Source organism: Amycolatopsis sp. cmx-11-32 (assembly GCF_047608695.1).
Classification (GTDB): domain Bacteria; phylum Actinomycetota; class Actinomycetes; order Mycobacteriales; family Pseudonocardiaceae; genus Amycolatopsis.
The window spans coordinates 573,690-590,306 of the sequence record NZ_JADNQN010000004.1 but is presented as its reverse complement, the minus strand read 5'-3'; the positions used below and the strand labels follow the sequence as shown (position 1 = coordinate 590,306).

Genomic DNA, 16,617 nt, shown 5'->3' with positions numbered 1-16,617 from the left:
GATCACTATCGCACTGATTCAGCACGCCTTGAGTGCCTGATCCAGGTCGTGCCAGAGGTCCTCGACGTCTTCGAGTCCCACCGACATGCGGATGAGCCGATCGGTGACACCCGCGCCGTGCCGGTCGTCCTCGGCGACGATCCGGTGGCTGATCGAGGCGGGATGCTGGATGAGTGAGTCCACGCTGCCGAGGCTGACGGCCGGGGTGATCAACCGGACCGCGCCGATGAGTGCGTGCGGATTGCCTTCCACCTCGAACGCGATCAGCGGACCGCCGATACCGGGGTAGTGCACCGCACCGACGTTCGAATGCGAGCGAAGGCGCTCGACGAGTTCGGCGGCCGTCGCGGAGGCGGCGTTGACGCGCAGCGGAAGCGTCGAAAGGCCCCGAAGCAGCATGTACCCGGCCAGCGGGTGCAGCACGCCGCCGGTGGCGAAGCGGATCTGCCGCAGCATCCCGGCGTCTTCGGCGCCGCAGGCGACCACGCCACCCATGACGTCGCCGTGGCCGCCGAGGAACTTGGTCGCACTGTGCAGGACGAAGCGGGCTCCGTCGCGTCCGGGACGCTGGAGCACGGGAGTCGCGAAGGTGTTGTCGACCAGCACGGGAACATCGCCCGCCGCACTAACGATCTCGGCGATGTCGACCTCGCGCAGGGTCGGGTTCGCGGGCGTTTCGAGCAGCACCAGCCCGGTGTCGGGACGCAGCGCCGAGGCGAGCCCTTCCGGATCGGTCCAGGTCACCTCGGTGCCGAGCAGACCGGACGTGAGCATGTGGTCGGTGCAGCCGTAGACCGGCCGGACGGCGACGATGTGCCGCTTGCCCTGTGCGACGGTGGCGAGCAGCGAGGCCGACACCGCGGCCATGCCGGTGGCGAAGGCGACGGCGTCTTCGAAACCTTCGAGTTCGGCCAGGGCCTTCTCGAACCGTTCGACGGTCGGGTTGCTCAGCCGCCCGTAGACCGGGAGTCCGGACAGCGAGCCCGTGGTGGCGAACTCGTCGATGCGACTCGCCTCCTCGACGCTGTCCCGCGACGGGTAGGTCGTGGACAAGTCGAGCGGAGCGGCGTGGACGCCGAGGTCCGTGAGGTCGTCACGGCCGGCGTGGACGGCTCGGGTGCGCAGCGTTGCGGTCATACCGAGATGGTGCGGTTTTCTCCGGATCGGAGGCAATATCCTCGGATATCATTCGCCGATGACGGGTACTGTCGAATTGAGTACGGTAGACCTACGGATTCTACGGCTGCTACAGAACGACGCCCGGATCTCGAACAAGGATCTGGCGGCCGAGGTCGGCATCGCGCCCTCGACCTGCCTCGACCGCGTCAACCGGCTTCGTGCGCTCGGAGTGATCACCGGACAGCGCGCGGACGTGGACGCCGCCAAACTCGGCCGCCCGCTCGAAGCGCTCCTGTTCGTCCAAGTCCGCCCGCACCGGCGGGCACTGGTGGACTCGTTCGTCGAGCACCTGCTGACCCTGTCCGAGGTCCGCTCCGTCTACCACCTGACCGGACCGGACGACTTCCTCGCGCACGTCGCCACCGCTTCGGCGACCGAACTGCAACGCCTGGTGCTCGACGAACTGACCGCCCGCGACGAGGTCGCCCGGGTGCACACGAACCTCGTCTTCCAGCACTGGAGCGGGGGACCTTTGCTACCGCCCGCCTAGTGTCCCGAGTCCGAGCACGCGAATGCGGTACCTGATCACGCCCGGGACGCTAGTGTCGCGTGATCCTGCAGGTCTTACGCGTGATTGGGCGGCGATTTCGGAGATCGCCGTCCAATCACGCGTAACCGCCGTCTGATCACGCGAGATCGCCGTCCGACGAACGAAACCCAACGTCAAGCAAGCAGGATCACGCGACACTAGTCAATCCGGACTTTGAACGGATGCGTGACGTCGGTGGGGCACGTGAAGACGTTCAGCACCCCCTTTCGGGCGAACGACCAGCCGACCGGTTCCGCTTCGGCGACCTCGCACCCGCAGTCGACCTCGTGCTCCTCCGTGGCCAACGCGATCGTCTGCCGCAGCTCGACGCCGCATTCCCGGCAGCCCAGCTCGTGACGATCGGTCTCGTACCAGGCGGTCCAGCCGCCGATCTTCGAGTACTGGTCCAGCTCCGGCCAGCCCTCCGGGTCGTCATGCGCGCCCTCGGGGATGCCGATCGCGGCGCGGGTCTCCGGCGGGAAGTCGCAGAGACGGGGCAGTTCGTCGATCGAGCACGGCTCGAACACGCAGGGCACCGGGAGGAGGGCGGCTTCGGCGTCCTCGGGCGCGGGCGGCGGGTCCGCGATGTCCTCGACTTCGCCGGAAGCGCGCCACACCAGCCGGACCGCGGGCCCTTGGTGATGCAAGCTGTTGTGCTGCATCGGGCAGAACAGGAGCTGCAGGACGTCGGTGCCCTCCGGGAAGGGCAACTCGGGGAAGTCGCCGCGGAAGAACTGCGCGGCACTGATCATCGCCGGAACCGGTTCGTCGAGCGGATGCCCGCCCGCCCACGCGTCGTCGGACGCGTCCGGGTCCGGCGGCCAGGTCACCGGGCATTCCGGCCACGGCTCGTCCGACGGCCAAAGCAACGGGCCGCCCAGATGGCTTTCGTCCGGACGGGGGTCGCCTTGCGCGGGATGCAGGCGGATGGCCGTCCGGACCAGGTCGTTCAAGCCGGGGATCGGCACCCCGTCGTATGTCAGCTGGCGCACCCGGCGAGCTTAGAGGTCCGGCAGCGGATCTTCCGGCTTTACCGCGTCACGCGTTGACGACGGAGACGTACTCGTCGTCGATCTCGCTGAACTCGAACCACGGAGTGGTCGCCGTCTCCACCGGCCCGATCCGCTGGACGCGCACCGCGATGAACACGCTGGGATTGGTGCTGCCGTCGATGTCGGCTGGGAACCCGTACTGGATCTCGTCGTCCGGATCGAGGAAACCGGCACGCCGTCCAGACTACTGACCGTTGGCGCAAGTAGTCGCCTACTTGCGCCAACGAGGCCTACCTGGCCGAGTAGTCCTTGAAGCCCTTCCCTGTCTTCCGGCCCAGCCGGCCGGCGGTCACGAGGTGCTCCAGCAGCGGCGCGGGCGCGAAGCCCTCTTCGCGGAACTCGTTGAACAGCGTCCGCTGGATCGCCAGCGAAACGTCCAGCCCGACGACGTCGAGCAGTTCGAACGGGCCCATGGGCAGCCCGCAGCCCACCTTCATCGCGGTGTCGATGTCGTCGGCCTGCGCGTAGTGCGCTTCGAGCATCTTCACCGCGTCGTTGAGGTACGGGAACAGCAAGGCGTTGACGATGAACCCGGCCCGGTCGCCGCAGTGCACCGGGTGTTTGCCCACCGCCGCGCAGAGGGCGTCCACGGTCGCGACCACGTCGGGCCCGGTCGCGATGGTCGAGACGACCTCGACCAGTTTCATCACCGGCGCCGGGTTGAAGAAGTGCACGCCGACCACGTCCGACGGCCGCGAGGTGGCGGCCGCGCATTCGATGACCGGCAGCGAGGACGTGGTCGTCGCCAGCACCGCGCCAGGCTTCACGACGTCGTCGAGGGCGGCGAAAACGGCCTGCTTGACGGCGAGATCCTCGGCCACGGCCTCGATGACGAGGTCGACGTCGGCCAGTTCCTCGAACTCCACCGCGGGTGAGATCCGGCCGAGCGCGGCCGCGGCGTCCTCCTCGGAGAGTTTGCCCTTGACGACGGCTTTGTCCAGGGATTTCTTCACCCGCGCGACCGACGCCGCGGCCTTTTCCGTGCTGCGTGCCCGGAGGATGACCTCGTAACCCCGTTTCGCGAAAACCTCGGCGATGCCGGTCGCCATGGTCCCGGTTCCGACGACACCGACCTTGCGCACCTCGCGCGGCGCCACCGTGTCCACTGTGGACGCCGTGACCGCGTCGGTCACCGTCGGCGAATCGGGCTCGTCGTAGGCGTAGAACCCCTGTCCGGTCTTCCGGCCGAGCAGTCCCGCGGTGATCATCTGCTTCAGCAGCGGCGCCGGCGCGTGGAGCCGGTTGCGCGACTGGTGGTACATCGTGTCGAGGATCTCGTACGCCGTGTCGAGCCCGATGAGGTCGAGCAAAGCCAAGGGCCCCATGGGATATCCGCAGCCGAACCGCATCGCCGCGTCGAGATCCTCACGCGTGGCGTAGCGCTGCTCGTACATCCGCACGGCGTGGTTGAGATAGCCGAACAGCAACGCGTTCGCGATGAACCCGGCGCGGTCGCCGATCACCACCGGGGTCTTGCCGAGGCGTTCGGCGAACGCGACGACGTCGGTGATGACGTCGGGCTCGGTAACGACGGTGCGGACGATCTCGACCAGTTTGAGGATCGGCGCCGGGTTGAAGAAGTGCATCCCGACGACCTTGCCCGGCCGCGCGGTGCGCACGCCGATCTCGGTGATCGACAGCGAGGAGGTGTTGGACACGAAAATCGTGTCCGCGCCGGTGATCTTGTCCAGCGCCGCGAACACGTCGGATTTGGCTTCGAGGTTCTCCGGGATCGCCTCGATCACCAGGTCCACATCGGACAGTTCGGTCAGCGACGTGGTGTACCGGATCCGATCCAGGAGAGCGCTCCGGCCGTCGGCGTCGAGTTTGCCGCCGGACACCGCCCGTTCGGTCGAATGCTCCAGATGACCCCGGCCCCGGCTGACGCCGTCGTCGTCGATCTCCACCGCGACCACGGAGACGCCGCTCCGCGCGAGCACCTCGGCGATCCCGGCACCCATGGTGCCGAGACCGATGACTCCCACACTCGAGATTTCCCGCGCCACAACCGGCCTCCGGAGGTTACTCGCTGGTAGTTTTCTCCGATCGTGCCATGCCGGGGCGCGGAAAGCAGCGGCTGTCACCCTCCGGATCGAGTAAGTGTCACTCGCGGACGAGAGCTGAAGGGGACTTTCCCCGCATGCGATGCAGGAAAAGCGTCCTTCACCGCGTGAGACGAGGGGAAAGTCCCCTTCAGCTCTCGCCGAAGTTCTGCTCGACCAGGTCCTTGACCTTGGCGAGCGCTTCGTCGGCCTGCGTACCTCGCGCGCGGACCTCGATCCGGTCACCCTGACGTGCGCCGAGAGCCATCAGTGCGAGCACGCTGTTGGCGTCCGCGGTCTCCTCGCCGAGCCGCACGGTGACCTCCGCGTCCAGCCCCGCGACGCTCCGGACCAGGACGGCGGCGGGCCGCGCGTGCAGCCCGACGTCGTTCCGCAACGTGAGTTCGACGCTGCTCTCGCCGTCTTGCGCACCGCTGTCGAACGTCAGGTCCGGCGGGGCACCGGCCGAGGCGGCGGCTCCGGCGACGGCCTGGCGGTCCGCCCCGCCCTGCGCAGCGACGGCGGCGGCGATCGCGCCCTCGACGAGCGGCGCGTCCGCGACGACCGCGGCCGACGGGTCGGAGAGCGATTCGACGGCGAGGTCCGCGGTCATCTGCGCGCTGCCGAGGTCGTACAGCAGGACGACGCCCGCCCCCGAATCGGCGCGCTGGGTCGCGGCGACGACCTCGTCGTAGTCCGTTCCGATCCCGCCTTCGGCCAGGCCTCCGGCCGCCAAGATGGTGACGTCCGGCGCCATCTGCGCGGCGAGTTCAGCGAGCCCTTCGGCGAGTTTGGCGCTGTGGGAGACGAGCACGATTCCGACGCTCACCGCGCCGCCTCCGCGAACGCGCGCAGCAGCAGCGCCGTCGAGCGGGCACCGGGATCGACATGCCCCTTCGCGCGCTCACCGAGATAGGACGCCCGGCCCTTGCGCGGTACGAGGTCCACAGTGGACGCGGCGCCCTTGTCCGCAGCATCCGCCGCCGCGGACAGGATCTCCGCGATGTCCGAACCGGCCGCCTCTTCGGCGGCGGAGACCGCGGGGATCAGCGCGTCGACCATGGTCGAGTCTCCGCCGACGGCCTTGCCGCGCGCCTGCACTCCTTCGAGTGCCGCGCGCAGGGCTTCGACGAGCAACGGGCCGTCCACCTCCGCCGCGTCGCCCAGCTTGACCGACGCGCGCAGGAAAGCCGTGCCGTACAACGGGCCAGCCGCACCGCCGACCTTCGAGATCAACGTCGTGGCGGCGAGTTTCGCCACCGCGGCGGGGGTTTCCGGCGTCGAGGTGTCCAAAGCGGACACGATGGCGGCGAACCCCCTGTCCATGTTCTCGCCGTGGTCGGCGTCGCCGATCGCGCGGTCGAGGTCGATCAGCTCGGCGCGATGTTCGGCGATCACCGCGGCCGCCGCCCGCAAGGCGGCGGCGAGCGTCTCGGCGGTGCAGGCCATCAGACTCCCCACCTCAGGGCCGGGGTGTTCACCGGCGCGTCCCACAACTCGGTCAGCTCGTCGTCCAGTTTCAGCAACGTCAGGCTCATCCCCTGCATCTCGAGGCTGGTGATGTACGGCCCCACGAGGCGCCGCTCGACCACGATCCCACGCTCGGCCAGCAGCCGCTCGGCGATGCCGTGTGCCAGGTACAGCTCGACCAGCGGGGTACCGCCCATCGAGTTCGTGAACAGCAGGACCTTGTCGCCGTCGGCGAAGGGCAGGTCCGTGACCACCGCTTCGACCATCCGCGCGACGAGGTCGTCGGCGGACAAGGCCGGTGTCCTTTCGATTCCGGGTTCGCCGTGGATCCCGATGCCGAACTCGATCTCGTCGTCGGCGAGGTCGAAACTCGGCTCGCCCGCGTGCGGCACGGTCGGCGCGCTGAGCGCGACGCCGATCGAGCGGACCTGGCCGATCACCTTGCGCGCCAAGGTCTCCACCGCGTCGAGGGTGTCTCCGCGTTCGGCGGCGGCGCCGGTGATCTTCTCCAGCAACACCGTGCCGCCGACCCCGCGACGACCGGCGGTGTAGGTGGAGTCCTTGACCGCGACGTCGTCGTCGATGACGACGCTGCGCACGTCCAGCCCCTCGGCGGCGGCGAGTTCCGCGGCGGTTTCGAAGTTGAGCACGTCGCCGGTGTAGTTCTTCACGATCAGCAGCGCACCCGCGTCGCCGGTGGTGGCCTTGACCGCGGCCTCGACGGCGTCCGGCGTCGGCGAGGTGAACACCGCGCCCGGGACGGCGGCCGCCAGCATGCCCTGCCCGACGAAGCCGCCGTGCAGTGGTTCGTGGCCGGAGCCGCCGCCGGAGATCACAGCGACCTTGCCAGCCACGGGCGCGTCCACGCGCACCACGACCGCCGGGTCGTCTTCCACGCGCAGGACGTCCGCGTGCGCGACGGCGAGCCCGTGCAGGGATTCCGCGACCACCGTCTTCGGGTCGTTGATGATCTTCTTCATGGCGGTCTCCGACACGTCGGCGGGTGGGATGTCCCCTTCCTACCTCGCCCGGCCGGATGCCGCCAGCGTCAGGGCTTCGGGAGCTTCGAGATCACCGATTTGGCGATCTTGGCCGCCTTCTCGCAGGACGCGGTATCGCCGGACTTCTCGTCGTAGTTCTTGTAGATCACGCTGACGATCTCGACGTCTTCGTCGATCCACGGTTTGTGCTGCCACTCGATCTTGCACTCGGCGTCGCTGCCACTGCCGACCTTCTGGTAGGCGGTGACGCCGCCGATCTCGACCTTCTTGGTCCCGTCGCGTTCCGCCGGCGGCAGGCCGGGGCGGAAGCCGATGGAGATCCGCGGGTTGGAACCCGGCGTCCAGTCACACGAGTGGAAACTCGACAGCGAGGTCGCGCCGTGCGGCACCACCTCGCCGAGGACGGCGGCGTCGGCGGCGGTGCACGGGTCGACAGCGGTGAGCGTACCCGCGCTGGAAGGGAACTTCGCCGGGGACGAGTGCAGGCTCTTCACGCCCTTCGCCGCCACCGCACGGGCCGCCGCGCAGGGGTCACCGCCGTCGTAGGTGACCGAGAAGCTCACCCCGCGCTCAGGCTGGCGCAGCGTCAGGACGCCGACCTCGCAGCTCTTGCCGTCCTTGGCCTTCCGCTCCACCTGCGGCAGGCCCTCCACCGCCGTGACGACGGCACCACCGGTGTTGGACAAGTAGGTCGACGCGCCGATGTCGACGCTGACGGAAAGTTTCTTGCCGCCGGCGTCGAGAACCTTCGCCCGGCAGGCGCCGAACGAGGTCGACCCCGGCACCGGGTCCTCGGGGGTGCCGAGAGCGCTCAGCGCGTCCTTGTTCACCAGCGGACACGGGTCGATCGTGCGCAACACCGCGGGGGTGACGGCCGGGTCGTTGATGTTCCCGCTCGGCACCTCTCCACCGCTGCCCGCTTCGGCGGCGACGGTGGTACGGGCGAAGTTGGACTTGCCGAGGTTCTGACCGCAGGCGGAAAGCACGCCGAGCGCGGCCACCAGGGCCAGCGCGGACGCGATCCGGCGACGTCGAGCGTTGAGCAGCACGAAGTGCACGGTAGCCGCAGCGCCGCGCCGCTGTCCGGACAACCCGGCTATTCGCCGTCCTCGCCGGTTTCGGACGTGGGCGGCACCACGATGGGCCGCAGCTTCGCCCACACCAGGAACAACGCCGCGAACACCAGCATGCCGACGCCCGCCCACAGGTTGATCCGGACGCCGGCGGCCTTGGCCAGCTCCGCCTCGGTGGTGAAGCCGATGCCCATGATCGTGAGCACCAGCCCGTAGACGCCGATGAGCAGGGCGATGATCAGCCGGATGTCGAAAACGCCGGCCTTCTTGGGAGCTTGGGACGCAGCCATCTCCGGCCTCCTAGAAGATGATGTTGAGCACGATGGTCAGGATCAGCACGATGCCAGCGAGCAGGCCCGGCTTGCGGTACCAGCCCGCGTCGTCGCCGGTTTCGTCGTGCTTCAGCGACTCCTTCGGGGTGAGGGAGTAGACGAGTCCGACCAACTGGGCTTCCGGCTTCGGCGCGGTGGCGAGCGAAACCGCGACGCTGACCACGATGTCGACGGCGAACGCCGTACCGGCGGCCACGAAGCTGACGCCCTGCCCGGTGAGGCCGAGAATCCCGGCCTGCGACAGGAGCCACACGGTGATCGCGGACGCGGTACCGGAGACCAGTCCGACCCAGCCCGCCGTCGCCGTCATCCGCTTCCAGAACATGCCGAGGATGAAGGTGGCGAACAGCGGCGCGTTGAAGAAGGAGAACAGGTCCTGCAGATAGGTCAGGATGTTCCCGGAGTTCGACGCGATGAACGCGGTGCCGATCGCCAGCACCGTGCCCGCCGCGGTGACCAGGCGGCCGAGACGGAGGTAGTAGCCGTCGGACTCGTTCTTCTTCACGTACGACTGCCAGATGTCGTAGGTGAAGACGGTGTTGAACGAACTCAGGTTCGCCGCCATACCGGCCATGAAGGACGCGAGGAGACCGGCGATCGCGACGCCGAGCATGCCGTTGGGCAGCAGGTCGCGCATCAGCAGCAGGATCGCGTTGTTCGCGGTGACCCCGCTGGGCGCTTCGCCGCCTTCGAGCAGGATCTGCTTGTCCTGGACGTACTCGGACACGGTGACCGCCGCGATCATGCCGGGAATGATCACGATGAACGGGATGAACATCTTCGGGAACGCGCCGATGATCGGTGTCCGCCGCGCGGCGGACATGCTCTTCGACGCCATGGCACGCTGGACCTCGACGAAGTTCGTGGTCCAGTACCCGAAGGACAGCACGAAACCGAGACCGAAGACGAGACCGAGGATCGAGAGGAAGCTGTTACCGAAGCCGGTGAGGTTGTCACCCGGCCAGGAGGACAGCTGCGCGTCGCCACCGGGGCTGGCGGTGACCTTGTCGACGAGGCCCTGCCAGCCGCCGACCTTCACCAGGCCGACGATGGTCAGCGGCAGCAGCGCCGCGACGATCACGAAGAACTGCAGGACCTCGTTGTAGATCGCGGCGGAGAGGCCGCCGAGCGCGGTGTAGGAGAGCACGACCGCGGCCGCGACGATGATCGACACCCACAGCGGCCAGCCGAGCAGGAGGTTCACGACACTGGCGAGCAGGAACAGGTTCGCGCCGGCGATGAGGATCTGCGCACTCGCGAAGCTGATGCCGTTGACGAGGTGGGCGGGTTTGCCGAACCGGCGGAGCATGAACTCCGGGACACTGCGGACCTTCGAGCCGTAGTAGAACGGCATCATCACGATGCCGAGGAACAGCATCGCCGGGATCGCGCCGATCCAGAAGTAGTGGAAGGTCGGCAGGCCGTAGAGCACGCCGTTGGCCGACATGCCCATGATCTCGACCGCGCCGAGGTTCGCCGAGATGAAGGCGAGGCCGGTGACCCAGGCGGGCAGCGAACGGCCGGAGAGGAAGAAGTCCAGGCTGCTCGAAACCGACCTTCGCGCCATGTACCCGATGCCGAGCACCAGCGCGAAATAGAAGGCGAGCAGGACGTAGTCGACAGGACTCGCGTCGAGCCGCAGGTTCGCATCGGCCAGCACGTGCAACCGACCCACCTCCATAGTGAAAATGTCCACGAGAAACGCCGGTAACGCGTCAATCGCGGACCATACTGCATGGATTCAGGAACGGCAGCATGGGCGGCGGGCGACCGCCCTGTAGTGTCTGTTTTGGGGCTGTTCTTGACAATTCCTGTCCGGTGATCGGCAGAACCGCCGTGGTCGATTCCCGTTCCGCGCTTGGCCGACGCGGCCATCGGCGGCGCGTTCAGCTTCCTGTTCACGGTGACTCCGGACCACGTGGACACCGGAGCCGTTGGCGGTGACGCTCCGCGGACCGGGCAGGAATGCGCCGCCGGTTCGGACCGGGATCGCCTCCGACCGGGAGTGCCACCAGAAAAGGGCCGCTCCGGTCAGGAACGACCCTTTCCCGCTACCGGCGGGGGTTTACCGGTCCGTGGGCAGGCCGACTTCGCCGTCCTCCTTGATCAACCGGGCGAGGACGTCATCCGGCATGAACGTGCGGTGCGGGTAGCCGGAACCCCACGAGTTGAGGAACGGCACCGCGCCGAGTTCGTCGGCACGCGGGTTGCCGAGTACCTCGTGCACCTCTTCGACGGTCTTCGCCCAACGGTAGGCCTGGATGCCGTTCTTGACGTCCGGCGTGTAGGCGGCCCGCTTGACGTGGTCGTCGTCGGCATAGCCTTCCGACCACAGGACGTGTCCCAGTTCGAGCAACACCTCGGCCGCCGCGCGGACGGACGTGCCGTTGTTGTCACCGGGATTGGTCTCGCCCCATTCGTCACGCAACTTCGACTGGTCCCACAGCCACCGCGCGCCGTAGAGATCGCCGTTGAACAACGTCATGCAGCGCGACCAGCCGAACCCGACGCAGGCGCCTTCCTTGCCTTGGTCGTAAAAGGCGTACTGGGTGTCGCCGTCGGTCGGTTCGCCGGGTTCGAGGCAGACGCAGTGCCCACCGCGGATACGGGTGAGCGTTTTGGCGCCGCCCTTCGCGACGAAGAACTCACCGGACTTCTCGTCCTTTTCCGGGACGTCGAACTCCTTGTACCAGTTGACACCGATGACGACCGGCGACCTCGTGGGCCGGTCCTCGGTGGCCAGCGCGGTCAGCGGATAGCGCTCGACGTGGCGCCAGTCGTCCGGGACGAACCGGCCGAGGCGGCCGTCCGCGGGTTCACTGCCGATCGGGCGATAACGCATGGGATCCTCCTATCCCTCATCCCACCGGAATACCGCCGGCGAGTTCACTGCGGCACAATCTTTTCCAGAAACCGCCGCGCGGCCTCCCGCCCGTTTTCGAAGAGGTGCTTCTTCTCCTCTTCACCGAGCCCGAAGTCGACGGCGGAGACCCCGGTCGTGTCGACGTACACCGTCCGCCGGTTCACACCTTCCTCGTGCAACCGGTAACGATTCCAGTCCGACATCAGGGTTTCGAGTGAACCGATGGCGATCCGCAACGCGCTCTTCACCGGTTCGTCCCTGCCGCCCACGGGTTCCCCGGAAAGCTTCACGCCCCAGGTCGGCCAGCGCGCGGGTTTCGCATCGGTCCGGTCGAACACGGTGATCGGGAAATTCGACAGCAGACCGCCGTCGACCCAGGTGACGGTGCCCGCCGGGCGGACACCGAACTGCACCGGCCGGAAGTAGAGCGGAATGGACATCGACGCGCGGACGGCGTCGACGATCTTTTCCGCGCCGGGATCGCGGCCGTACTGGGAATAATCCCAGGGCAAGCGGACGAGCGCACGACGGGTCAGGTCGCTGACGTGAACGACCAGGGAATACTGTTGACAAGGAAGCAAAGTACCTTCGGGATCGTTGATGGCGAGATCGGCGAAAGTACGCACACCGACCTCGTCCAGCAACGGCGAGAGCCATTCGGCGAGATAGTCACCGGAGTGCATCCCGTCGTGCAGGATCAAGTCGACGCCGTCGCCGATCACGCCGGTGACCTTGTCGAGCGGGGACTGATCCTGGAACCGGCGGCAGTCCAAGTCGTTCATCACCGCTTCCAGGCCACCGAGATCCTTCCCGGCCTTTTGATAAGCGGCGACCAGCGTCGCGACGATCGCCCCCGCGCTCGTCCCGGCGATCCGCGGGAACGAGTACCCGGCTTCGTGCAACTCCAGCACCGCGCCGAGCAACCCGATACCTTTGACGCCGCCGCCTTCAAGCACCAGATCGACACGCTTTTCGGAATCAGTCATGACCCATCACCCCTGCACCCACGACCACCGGATGTCGGTGGTACCCCTCGCGGAAATCGAGTGTGACACAGCGCGAGACCGAGGAATCCGGCGTTCACTCGAATGACCCATAAATAGCTGGTTCTTTTGCAGGAGGAGCCGAGTTCGTTAATTTCCCGCCGCCCCTTAGGGCATTCTGTGGCGCGGGAAAGAATGCAGATACAAAGCGCGGGACTCGATTGGATATCGGCTGTTCAGTGCGCCCCCACCGCAAGTAGTCCTCTAGTTGCGGTGGTTGCACGCGCAACTACCGCAACTAGAGGACGAATCGCGTGGGAAGGGGGAGGGTCAGAAGAGGCGGAATTCGTCCGACTCGATACCGCGCAGCGCGTCGTAGTCCAGCGTGAGGCACCGGATCCCCCGGTCCTCGGCCAGCACTCGCGCCTGGGGCTTGATGATCTGCGCCGCGAAGACACCCTGCACCGGCGCCAGCAGCGGGTCGCGGTTGAGCAGTTCGAGGTACCGCGTCAACTGCTCGACGCCGTCGATCTCACCGCGCCGTTTGATCTCGACGGCGACACTGCCACCCGAGGAGTCACGCGCCATGATGTCGACCGGCCCGATCGCGGTCGGGAACTCCCGCCGCACCAGGGTGTAGCCCTCACCGAGGGTCTTGATGTGCTCGGCGAGCAGTTCCTGCAGGTGCGCCTCGACGCCGTCCTTCTGCAGGCCCGGTTCCGCGCCGAGTTCCTGAGCGTGGTCGTGGAAGATCTCGTCGATCGTGATGACGAGCTTCTCCCCCTGCTTGTTCTCGACGATCCACAGCTTGCCGTCCTCGATCAGCCAGCACGGCGGGCTCATCCAGTTCAGCGGCTTGTAGGCGCGGTCGTCCGAGTGCACGGACACCGAGCCGTCGGCCTTCACCAGCAACAGGCGGGTGGCCATCGGCAGATGGGCGGTCAGACGGCCGGCGTAGTCGACCTGGCAGCGAGCGATCACTAAGCGCACCCCGCGAGGGTAGGACAAGCATCGCGATACTGGTCGCATGGACCCCATTCAGCGTGTCAGCTCGCGCGAGGTGTACCGGAACAACTGGATGACCGTGCGCGAGGACACCGTGCGGCGGCCCGATGGTTCCGAAGGGATCTACGCCGTCGTCGACAAGCCCACCTGCGCCGTGGTGATCCCCTTCGACGGGGCCAGGTTTCACCTGGTCGAGCAGTTCCGCTATCCGCTCGGCCTCCGGCGCTGGGAGTTCCCGATGGGTACCGCCCCCGACCGCGCCAACGTCCCGCCGCCCGAGCTCGCCGCCCGCGAACTACGCGAGGAGACCGGGCTGGTCGCGGGGTCGATGACCGACCTCGGCCCCACCGACATCGCCGCCGGCATGTCGAGCCAGCGCGGGCGCGTGTTCCTCGCCACGGATCTCACGCAGGGTGAAGCTCAGCGTGAGATCGAAGAGCAGGACATGCGGACGGCGTGGTTCGAGCGGGGCGAGTTCGAGAAGATGATCGCTTCGGGTGACATCACCGACGCGCAGACGTTGGCCGCTTACACGCTCCTGCTGCTGCGCGAACGCCACTGAACTCTCTCACCGCCCCTGGGGATCGGGTTTCTGCGGCTGAGCGTCCGTGAAGGGGTCTTCACGGACTTGCGGACGGCCTTCACTGCACTTCGGCCCTCAGTCGGGCCAGACCGGGGAACGCTTCTCCAGGAAGGCCGCCATTCCCTCGCGCGCCCCGGGCAGCTGCGACGCCGAGGCCATGACCTCCAGCGCCAGCGCGTAGGCGTCGGCCTCGGGCCGGTCCAGCTGCGCGTAGAGGGTCTGCTTCCCCAACGCCTTGCTCGCCCGGCTCCCCCGCGTCGCGCGCGCCAGGAGCGAGGCGACGGCGTCGTCCAGCGAGTCGTCCGGGACCACGCGGTTCACCAGGCCCCAGTCCAGCGCGGTCGCCGCGTCGACGACGTCGCCGGTGAGCGCCAGTTCCATCAGCCGTTTCCGCCCGATCGACCGGGCCACCGGCACCGCGGGGGTGTGACAGAACCAGCCGCCCTTGCCGCCGGGCAGGGCGAATCCGGCGGATTCGGCGGCGACGGCGAGGTCGCAGGTGGCCACCAGCTGACAGCCCGCCGCGGTCGCGAGCCCGTGCACCCGCGCGACGACGACCTGCGGCACTGACTGCATCGTGCCCATCAGGTCCGTGCACACCCGCAGCAGCTCACGCACGCCCGTCAGGTCGCGTGCGGAGACGTCGCCGAAGTCGTGTCCCGCCGAGAACACCGGTCCGGCGCCGGCCAGGACGATCCCGGTGGCGTCGGTCTCCCCTGCCGCGCGGAACGCCGCGAGCAGTTCGGCGAGGTGGTCCGCCGACAGCGAGTTCCGCCGCGCAGCGCGGTTCATGGTGATGGTGACGGTGTCGCCGTCACGTTTCACGAGGATGTGCTCGTACTCGGCCATGCTTCGACGGTAACCGACCGGAACGTCCGGCGATACGAATCGGGCCCGACGCCGACGTCGGCCCGCAGCCGTCGCCGCAGGTTGGCTGCGGTGCCGAGTCCGGAGCGCTGCGCGACCCGCTCGACCGGCAGCTCGGTCGTCTCCAGCAGTCGCCGCGCGAGCCGGACCCGCTGCGCGCGCAGCCACCGCCCCGGCGTCACCCCGGTGGCCGCCGCGAATTCGCGGTGGAAGGTCCGCTCGCTCAGCCCGGCGTGGCCGACGAGGTCGTCGACGCCGATGTCGTCGGCGATCCGCGCCAGCGCCCAGTCCATTGTGGACGAAACACTCGGCCGTGACGGCTTGGGCGGCAACGGGTTGTCGACGTACTGACGTTGTCCACCTTCCCGCGCGGGCGGCATCACGAGACGGCGGGCGAGCGCGGCCGCGACCTCCGCGCCATGATCGCGCCGCACCAGGTGCAGGCACAGGTCGAGGCCGCCGACCACCCCGGCGGACGTCAGCACGTCACCCTCGTCGGTGAACAGGACGTCCCGCTGGACGACGGCGTCGCGAGCGGCGGTTTCGAGATCATCCAGCAGCCGCCAATGCGTGGTGACCGAACGGCCGTCGAGCAGCCCGGCCGCGGCCAGGGTGAAGGCCCCGGAACACAGCGACGCCACGGTGACCCCGGCCCGGTGCGCCTTGCGCAGCGCGGCGACGGCGGCCGCGGGCACCTCGGCATGCGGATCGACCCTGCCGGGCACGAGGACGAGATCGCAGCCTTCGAGGCCGCCGAGCCCGTGAGTCGCCCCGAGCGACCCGAACGGATGACTGGCGACCGGCGTCCGGCCCGGCGAGCACAGGCGGACCTCGAACGGGCCGATGCCGCTGTCGGTCCGGTCCACGCCCCAGACCTCGCCGATCACGCCCAGGTCGAACGCCCGGCTACCCGGCAGAAGGAGAACGCCCACGATGCGCATGGCAGAAAAGTACCGCATCGCGCTTCTTCTGCCACTCCCGTCCGGCCGCGGAACGCAGGAAAATCGAAGCCATGACCACTGAGAACACCAAGGCCCTACTCGTGATCGACGTCCAGCGCGGCTTCGACAAGCCGGTCTGGGGACCGCGCAACAATCCCGGCGCGGAAGCCAACATCAAAGCGCTCGTCGACGCCTACCAGGAGCGCGGGCTGCCGATCGTGCTGGTGCACCACGACTCGGTCAAACCCGGCTCGTCGCTGCAGCCGGGCCAGGAGGGCAACCACTTCAAGCCCGAACTCGACGGCGTGCGCGCGGATCTGGTGTTCGGCAAGAAGGTCAACTCGGCCTTCCACGGCGACATCGACCTCGACGGCTGGCTGAAGACGCGCGGCATCACGTCGTTCGTGCTCGCCGGCATCCAGACGAACTTCTGCTGCGAGACCACCGCGCGTGTCGGCGGGAACCTGGGCTACGACGTCACTTTCGCGCTCGACGCCACGTTCACCTTCGACCTCGCCGGGCCGGACGGGAGCGTCCTCACCGCCGACGAGCTGTCCAGGGCGACCGCGACGAACCTGCACGGCGGCGGGTTCGCCACGGTCACCTCGACCAAGGAGATCCTCGGGAGCTGAAGGGGACTTTCCCCTCGTCCCACGCGGCGAAGGGCGCTTTCCCCGCATGACATGCGGGAAAAGTC

The 16,617-nt window shown here is 68.1% G+C and carries 17 protein-coding genes; 3 read left to right on the top strand and 14 right to left on the bottom strand.

The window, feature by feature from the left end:
- Positions 1-18: 18 nt before the first annotated feature.
- The gene (locus ACM6LR_RS15250; RefSeq protein WP_414939297.1) at positions 19-1,137 is read right to left on the bottom strand and encodes a trans-sulfuration enzyme family protein; all 1,119 of its coding nucleotides are present in this window, start codon (positions 1,135-1,137) and stop codon (positions 19-21) included.
- 58 nt (positions 1,138-1,195) lie between these two features.
- On the opposite strand from ACM6LR_RS15250, the gene ACM6LR_RS15245 reads away from it, so the two are divergent.
- Positions 1,196-1,669, top strand: a complete 474-nt coding sequence (locus tag ACM6LR_RS15245) for an Lrp/AsnC family transcriptional regulator (protein ID WP_414939298.1) — start codon at positions 1,196-1,198, stop codon at positions 1,667-1,669.
- A 197-nt stretch (positions 1,670-1,866) separates the two neighbouring features.
- On the opposite strand, the gene ACM6LR_RS15240 is transcribed toward ACM6LR_RS15245, so the two are convergent.
- From ACM6LR_RS15240 to nucS, 11 genes are all read right to left on the bottom strand, one after another.
- The gene (locus ACM6LR_RS15240) at positions 1,867-2,700 is read right to left on the bottom strand and encodes a hypothetical protein (RefSeq protein WP_414939299.1); all 834 of its coding nucleotides are present in this window, start codon (positions 2,698-2,700) and stop codon (positions 1,867-1,869) included.
- 290 nt (positions 2,701-2,990) lie between these two features.
- Positions 2,991-4,766 (bottom strand): 3-hydroxyacyl-CoA dehydrogenase family protein, encoded by a 1,776-nt coding sequence (locus tag ACM6LR_RS15235; protein ID WP_414939300.1) that lies wholly within the window; start codon positions 4,764-4,766, stop codon positions 2,991-2,993.
- Between the two features lie 187 nt (positions 4,767-4,953).
- On the bottom strand, positions 4,954-5,631 hold the full coding sequence (gene dhaM / locus ACM6LR_RS15230; protein WP_414939301.1) for a dihydroxyacetone kinase phosphoryl donor subunit DhaM: 678 nt from the start codon (positions 5,629-5,631) through the stop codon (positions 4,954-4,956).
- Positions 5,628-6,251 carry a dihydroxyacetone kinase subunit DhaL gene (dhaL, locus tag ACM6LR_RS15225; protein ID WP_414939302.1) on the bottom strand — a complete coding sequence of 208 codons (624 nt, stop codon included), beginning with the start codon at positions 6,249-6,251 and terminating at the stop codon, positions 5,628-5,630. The genes dhaM and dhaL overlap by 4 nt, the downstream gene beginning before the upstream one ends.
- Positions 6,251-7,252 (bottom strand): dihydroxyacetone kinase subunit DhaK, encoded by a 1,002-nt coding sequence (dhaK, locus tag ACM6LR_RS15220; RefSeq protein WP_414939303.1) that lies wholly within the window; start codon positions 7,250-7,252, stop codon positions 6,251-6,253. The genes dhaL and dhaK overlap by 1 nt, the downstream gene beginning before the upstream one ends.
- Before the next feature lie 68 nt (positions 7,253-7,320).
- Entirely contained in the window at positions 7,321-8,322 is a 1,002-nt protein-coding gene (locus ACM6LR_RS15215) for a DUF3558 domain-containing protein (protein WP_414939304.1), read from the bottom strand.
- 47 nt (positions 8,323-8,369) lie between these two features.
- Positions 8,370-8,636 carry a hypothetical protein gene (locus ACM6LR_RS15210; RefSeq protein WP_414939305.1) on the bottom strand — a complete coding sequence of 89 codons (267 nt, stop codon included), beginning with the start codon at positions 8,634-8,636 and terminating at the stop codon, positions 8,370-8,372.
- Positions 8,637-8,646: 10 nt separating this feature from the next.
- Positions 8,647-10,344, bottom strand: a complete 1,698-nt coding sequence (locus ACM6LR_RS15205) for a sodium:solute symporter family protein (RefSeq protein ID WP_414939552.1) — start codon at positions 10,342-10,344, stop codon at positions 8,647-8,649.
- A gap of 399 nt (positions 10,345-10,743) precedes the next feature.
- Entirely contained in the window at positions 10,744-11,520 is a 777-nt protein-coding gene (locus tag ACM6LR_RS15200) for a hypothetical protein (protein ID WP_414939306.1), read from the bottom strand.
- 44 nt (positions 11,521-11,564) lie between these two features.
- The gene (locus ACM6LR_RS15195; protein WP_414943981.1) at positions 11,565-12,527 is read right to left on the bottom strand and encodes a patatin-like phospholipase family protein; all 963 of its coding nucleotides are present in this window, start codon (positions 12,525-12,527) and stop codon (positions 11,565-11,567) included.
- 327 nt (positions 12,528-12,854) lie between these two features.
- The gene (nucS, locus tag ACM6LR_RS15190; protein ID WP_414939308.1) at positions 12,855-13,514 is read right to left on the bottom strand and encodes an endonuclease NucS; all 660 of its coding nucleotides are present in this window, start codon (positions 13,512-13,514) and stop codon (positions 12,855-12,857) included.
- Between the two features lie 37 nt (positions 13,515-13,551).
- Between nucS and ACM6LR_RS15185 the strand changes: the two genes are divergently transcribed.
- Complete coding sequence (locus ACM6LR_RS15185) at positions 13,552-14,091, top strand: NUDIX domain-containing protein (RefSeq protein WP_414943980.1); 540 nt, start codon at positions 13,552-13,554, stop codon at positions 14,089-14,091.
- A gap of 96 nt (positions 14,092-14,187) precedes the next feature.
- Here ACM6LR_RS15185 and ACM6LR_RS15180 read toward each other — a convergent pair whose 3' ends face one another.
- Both ACM6LR_RS15180 and ACM6LR_RS15175 read right to left on the bottom strand, forming a co-directional pair.
- Positions 14,188-14,961, bottom strand: a complete 774-nt coding sequence (locus ACM6LR_RS15180) for an enoyl-CoA hydratase-related protein (RefSeq protein ID WP_414939310.1) — start codon at positions 14,959-14,961, stop codon at positions 14,188-14,190.
- Positions 14,934-15,920 carry a GlxA family transcriptional regulator gene (locus ACM6LR_RS15175; RefSeq protein ID WP_414939311.1) on the bottom strand — a complete coding sequence of 329 codons (987 nt, stop codon included), beginning with the start codon at positions 15,918-15,920 and terminating at the stop codon, positions 14,934-14,936. The genes ACM6LR_RS15180 and ACM6LR_RS15175 overlap by 28 nt, the downstream gene beginning before the upstream one ends.
- A 71-nt stretch (positions 15,921-15,991) precedes the next feature.
- Between ACM6LR_RS15175 and ACM6LR_RS15170 the strand changes: the two genes are divergently transcribed.
- The gene (locus ACM6LR_RS15170) at positions 15,992-16,552 is read left to right on the top strand and encodes a cysteine hydrolase family protein (protein WP_414939312.1); all 561 of its coding nucleotides are present in this window, start codon (positions 15,992-15,994) and stop codon (positions 16,550-16,552) included.
- Positions 16,553-16,617: the final 65 nt, after the last annotated feature.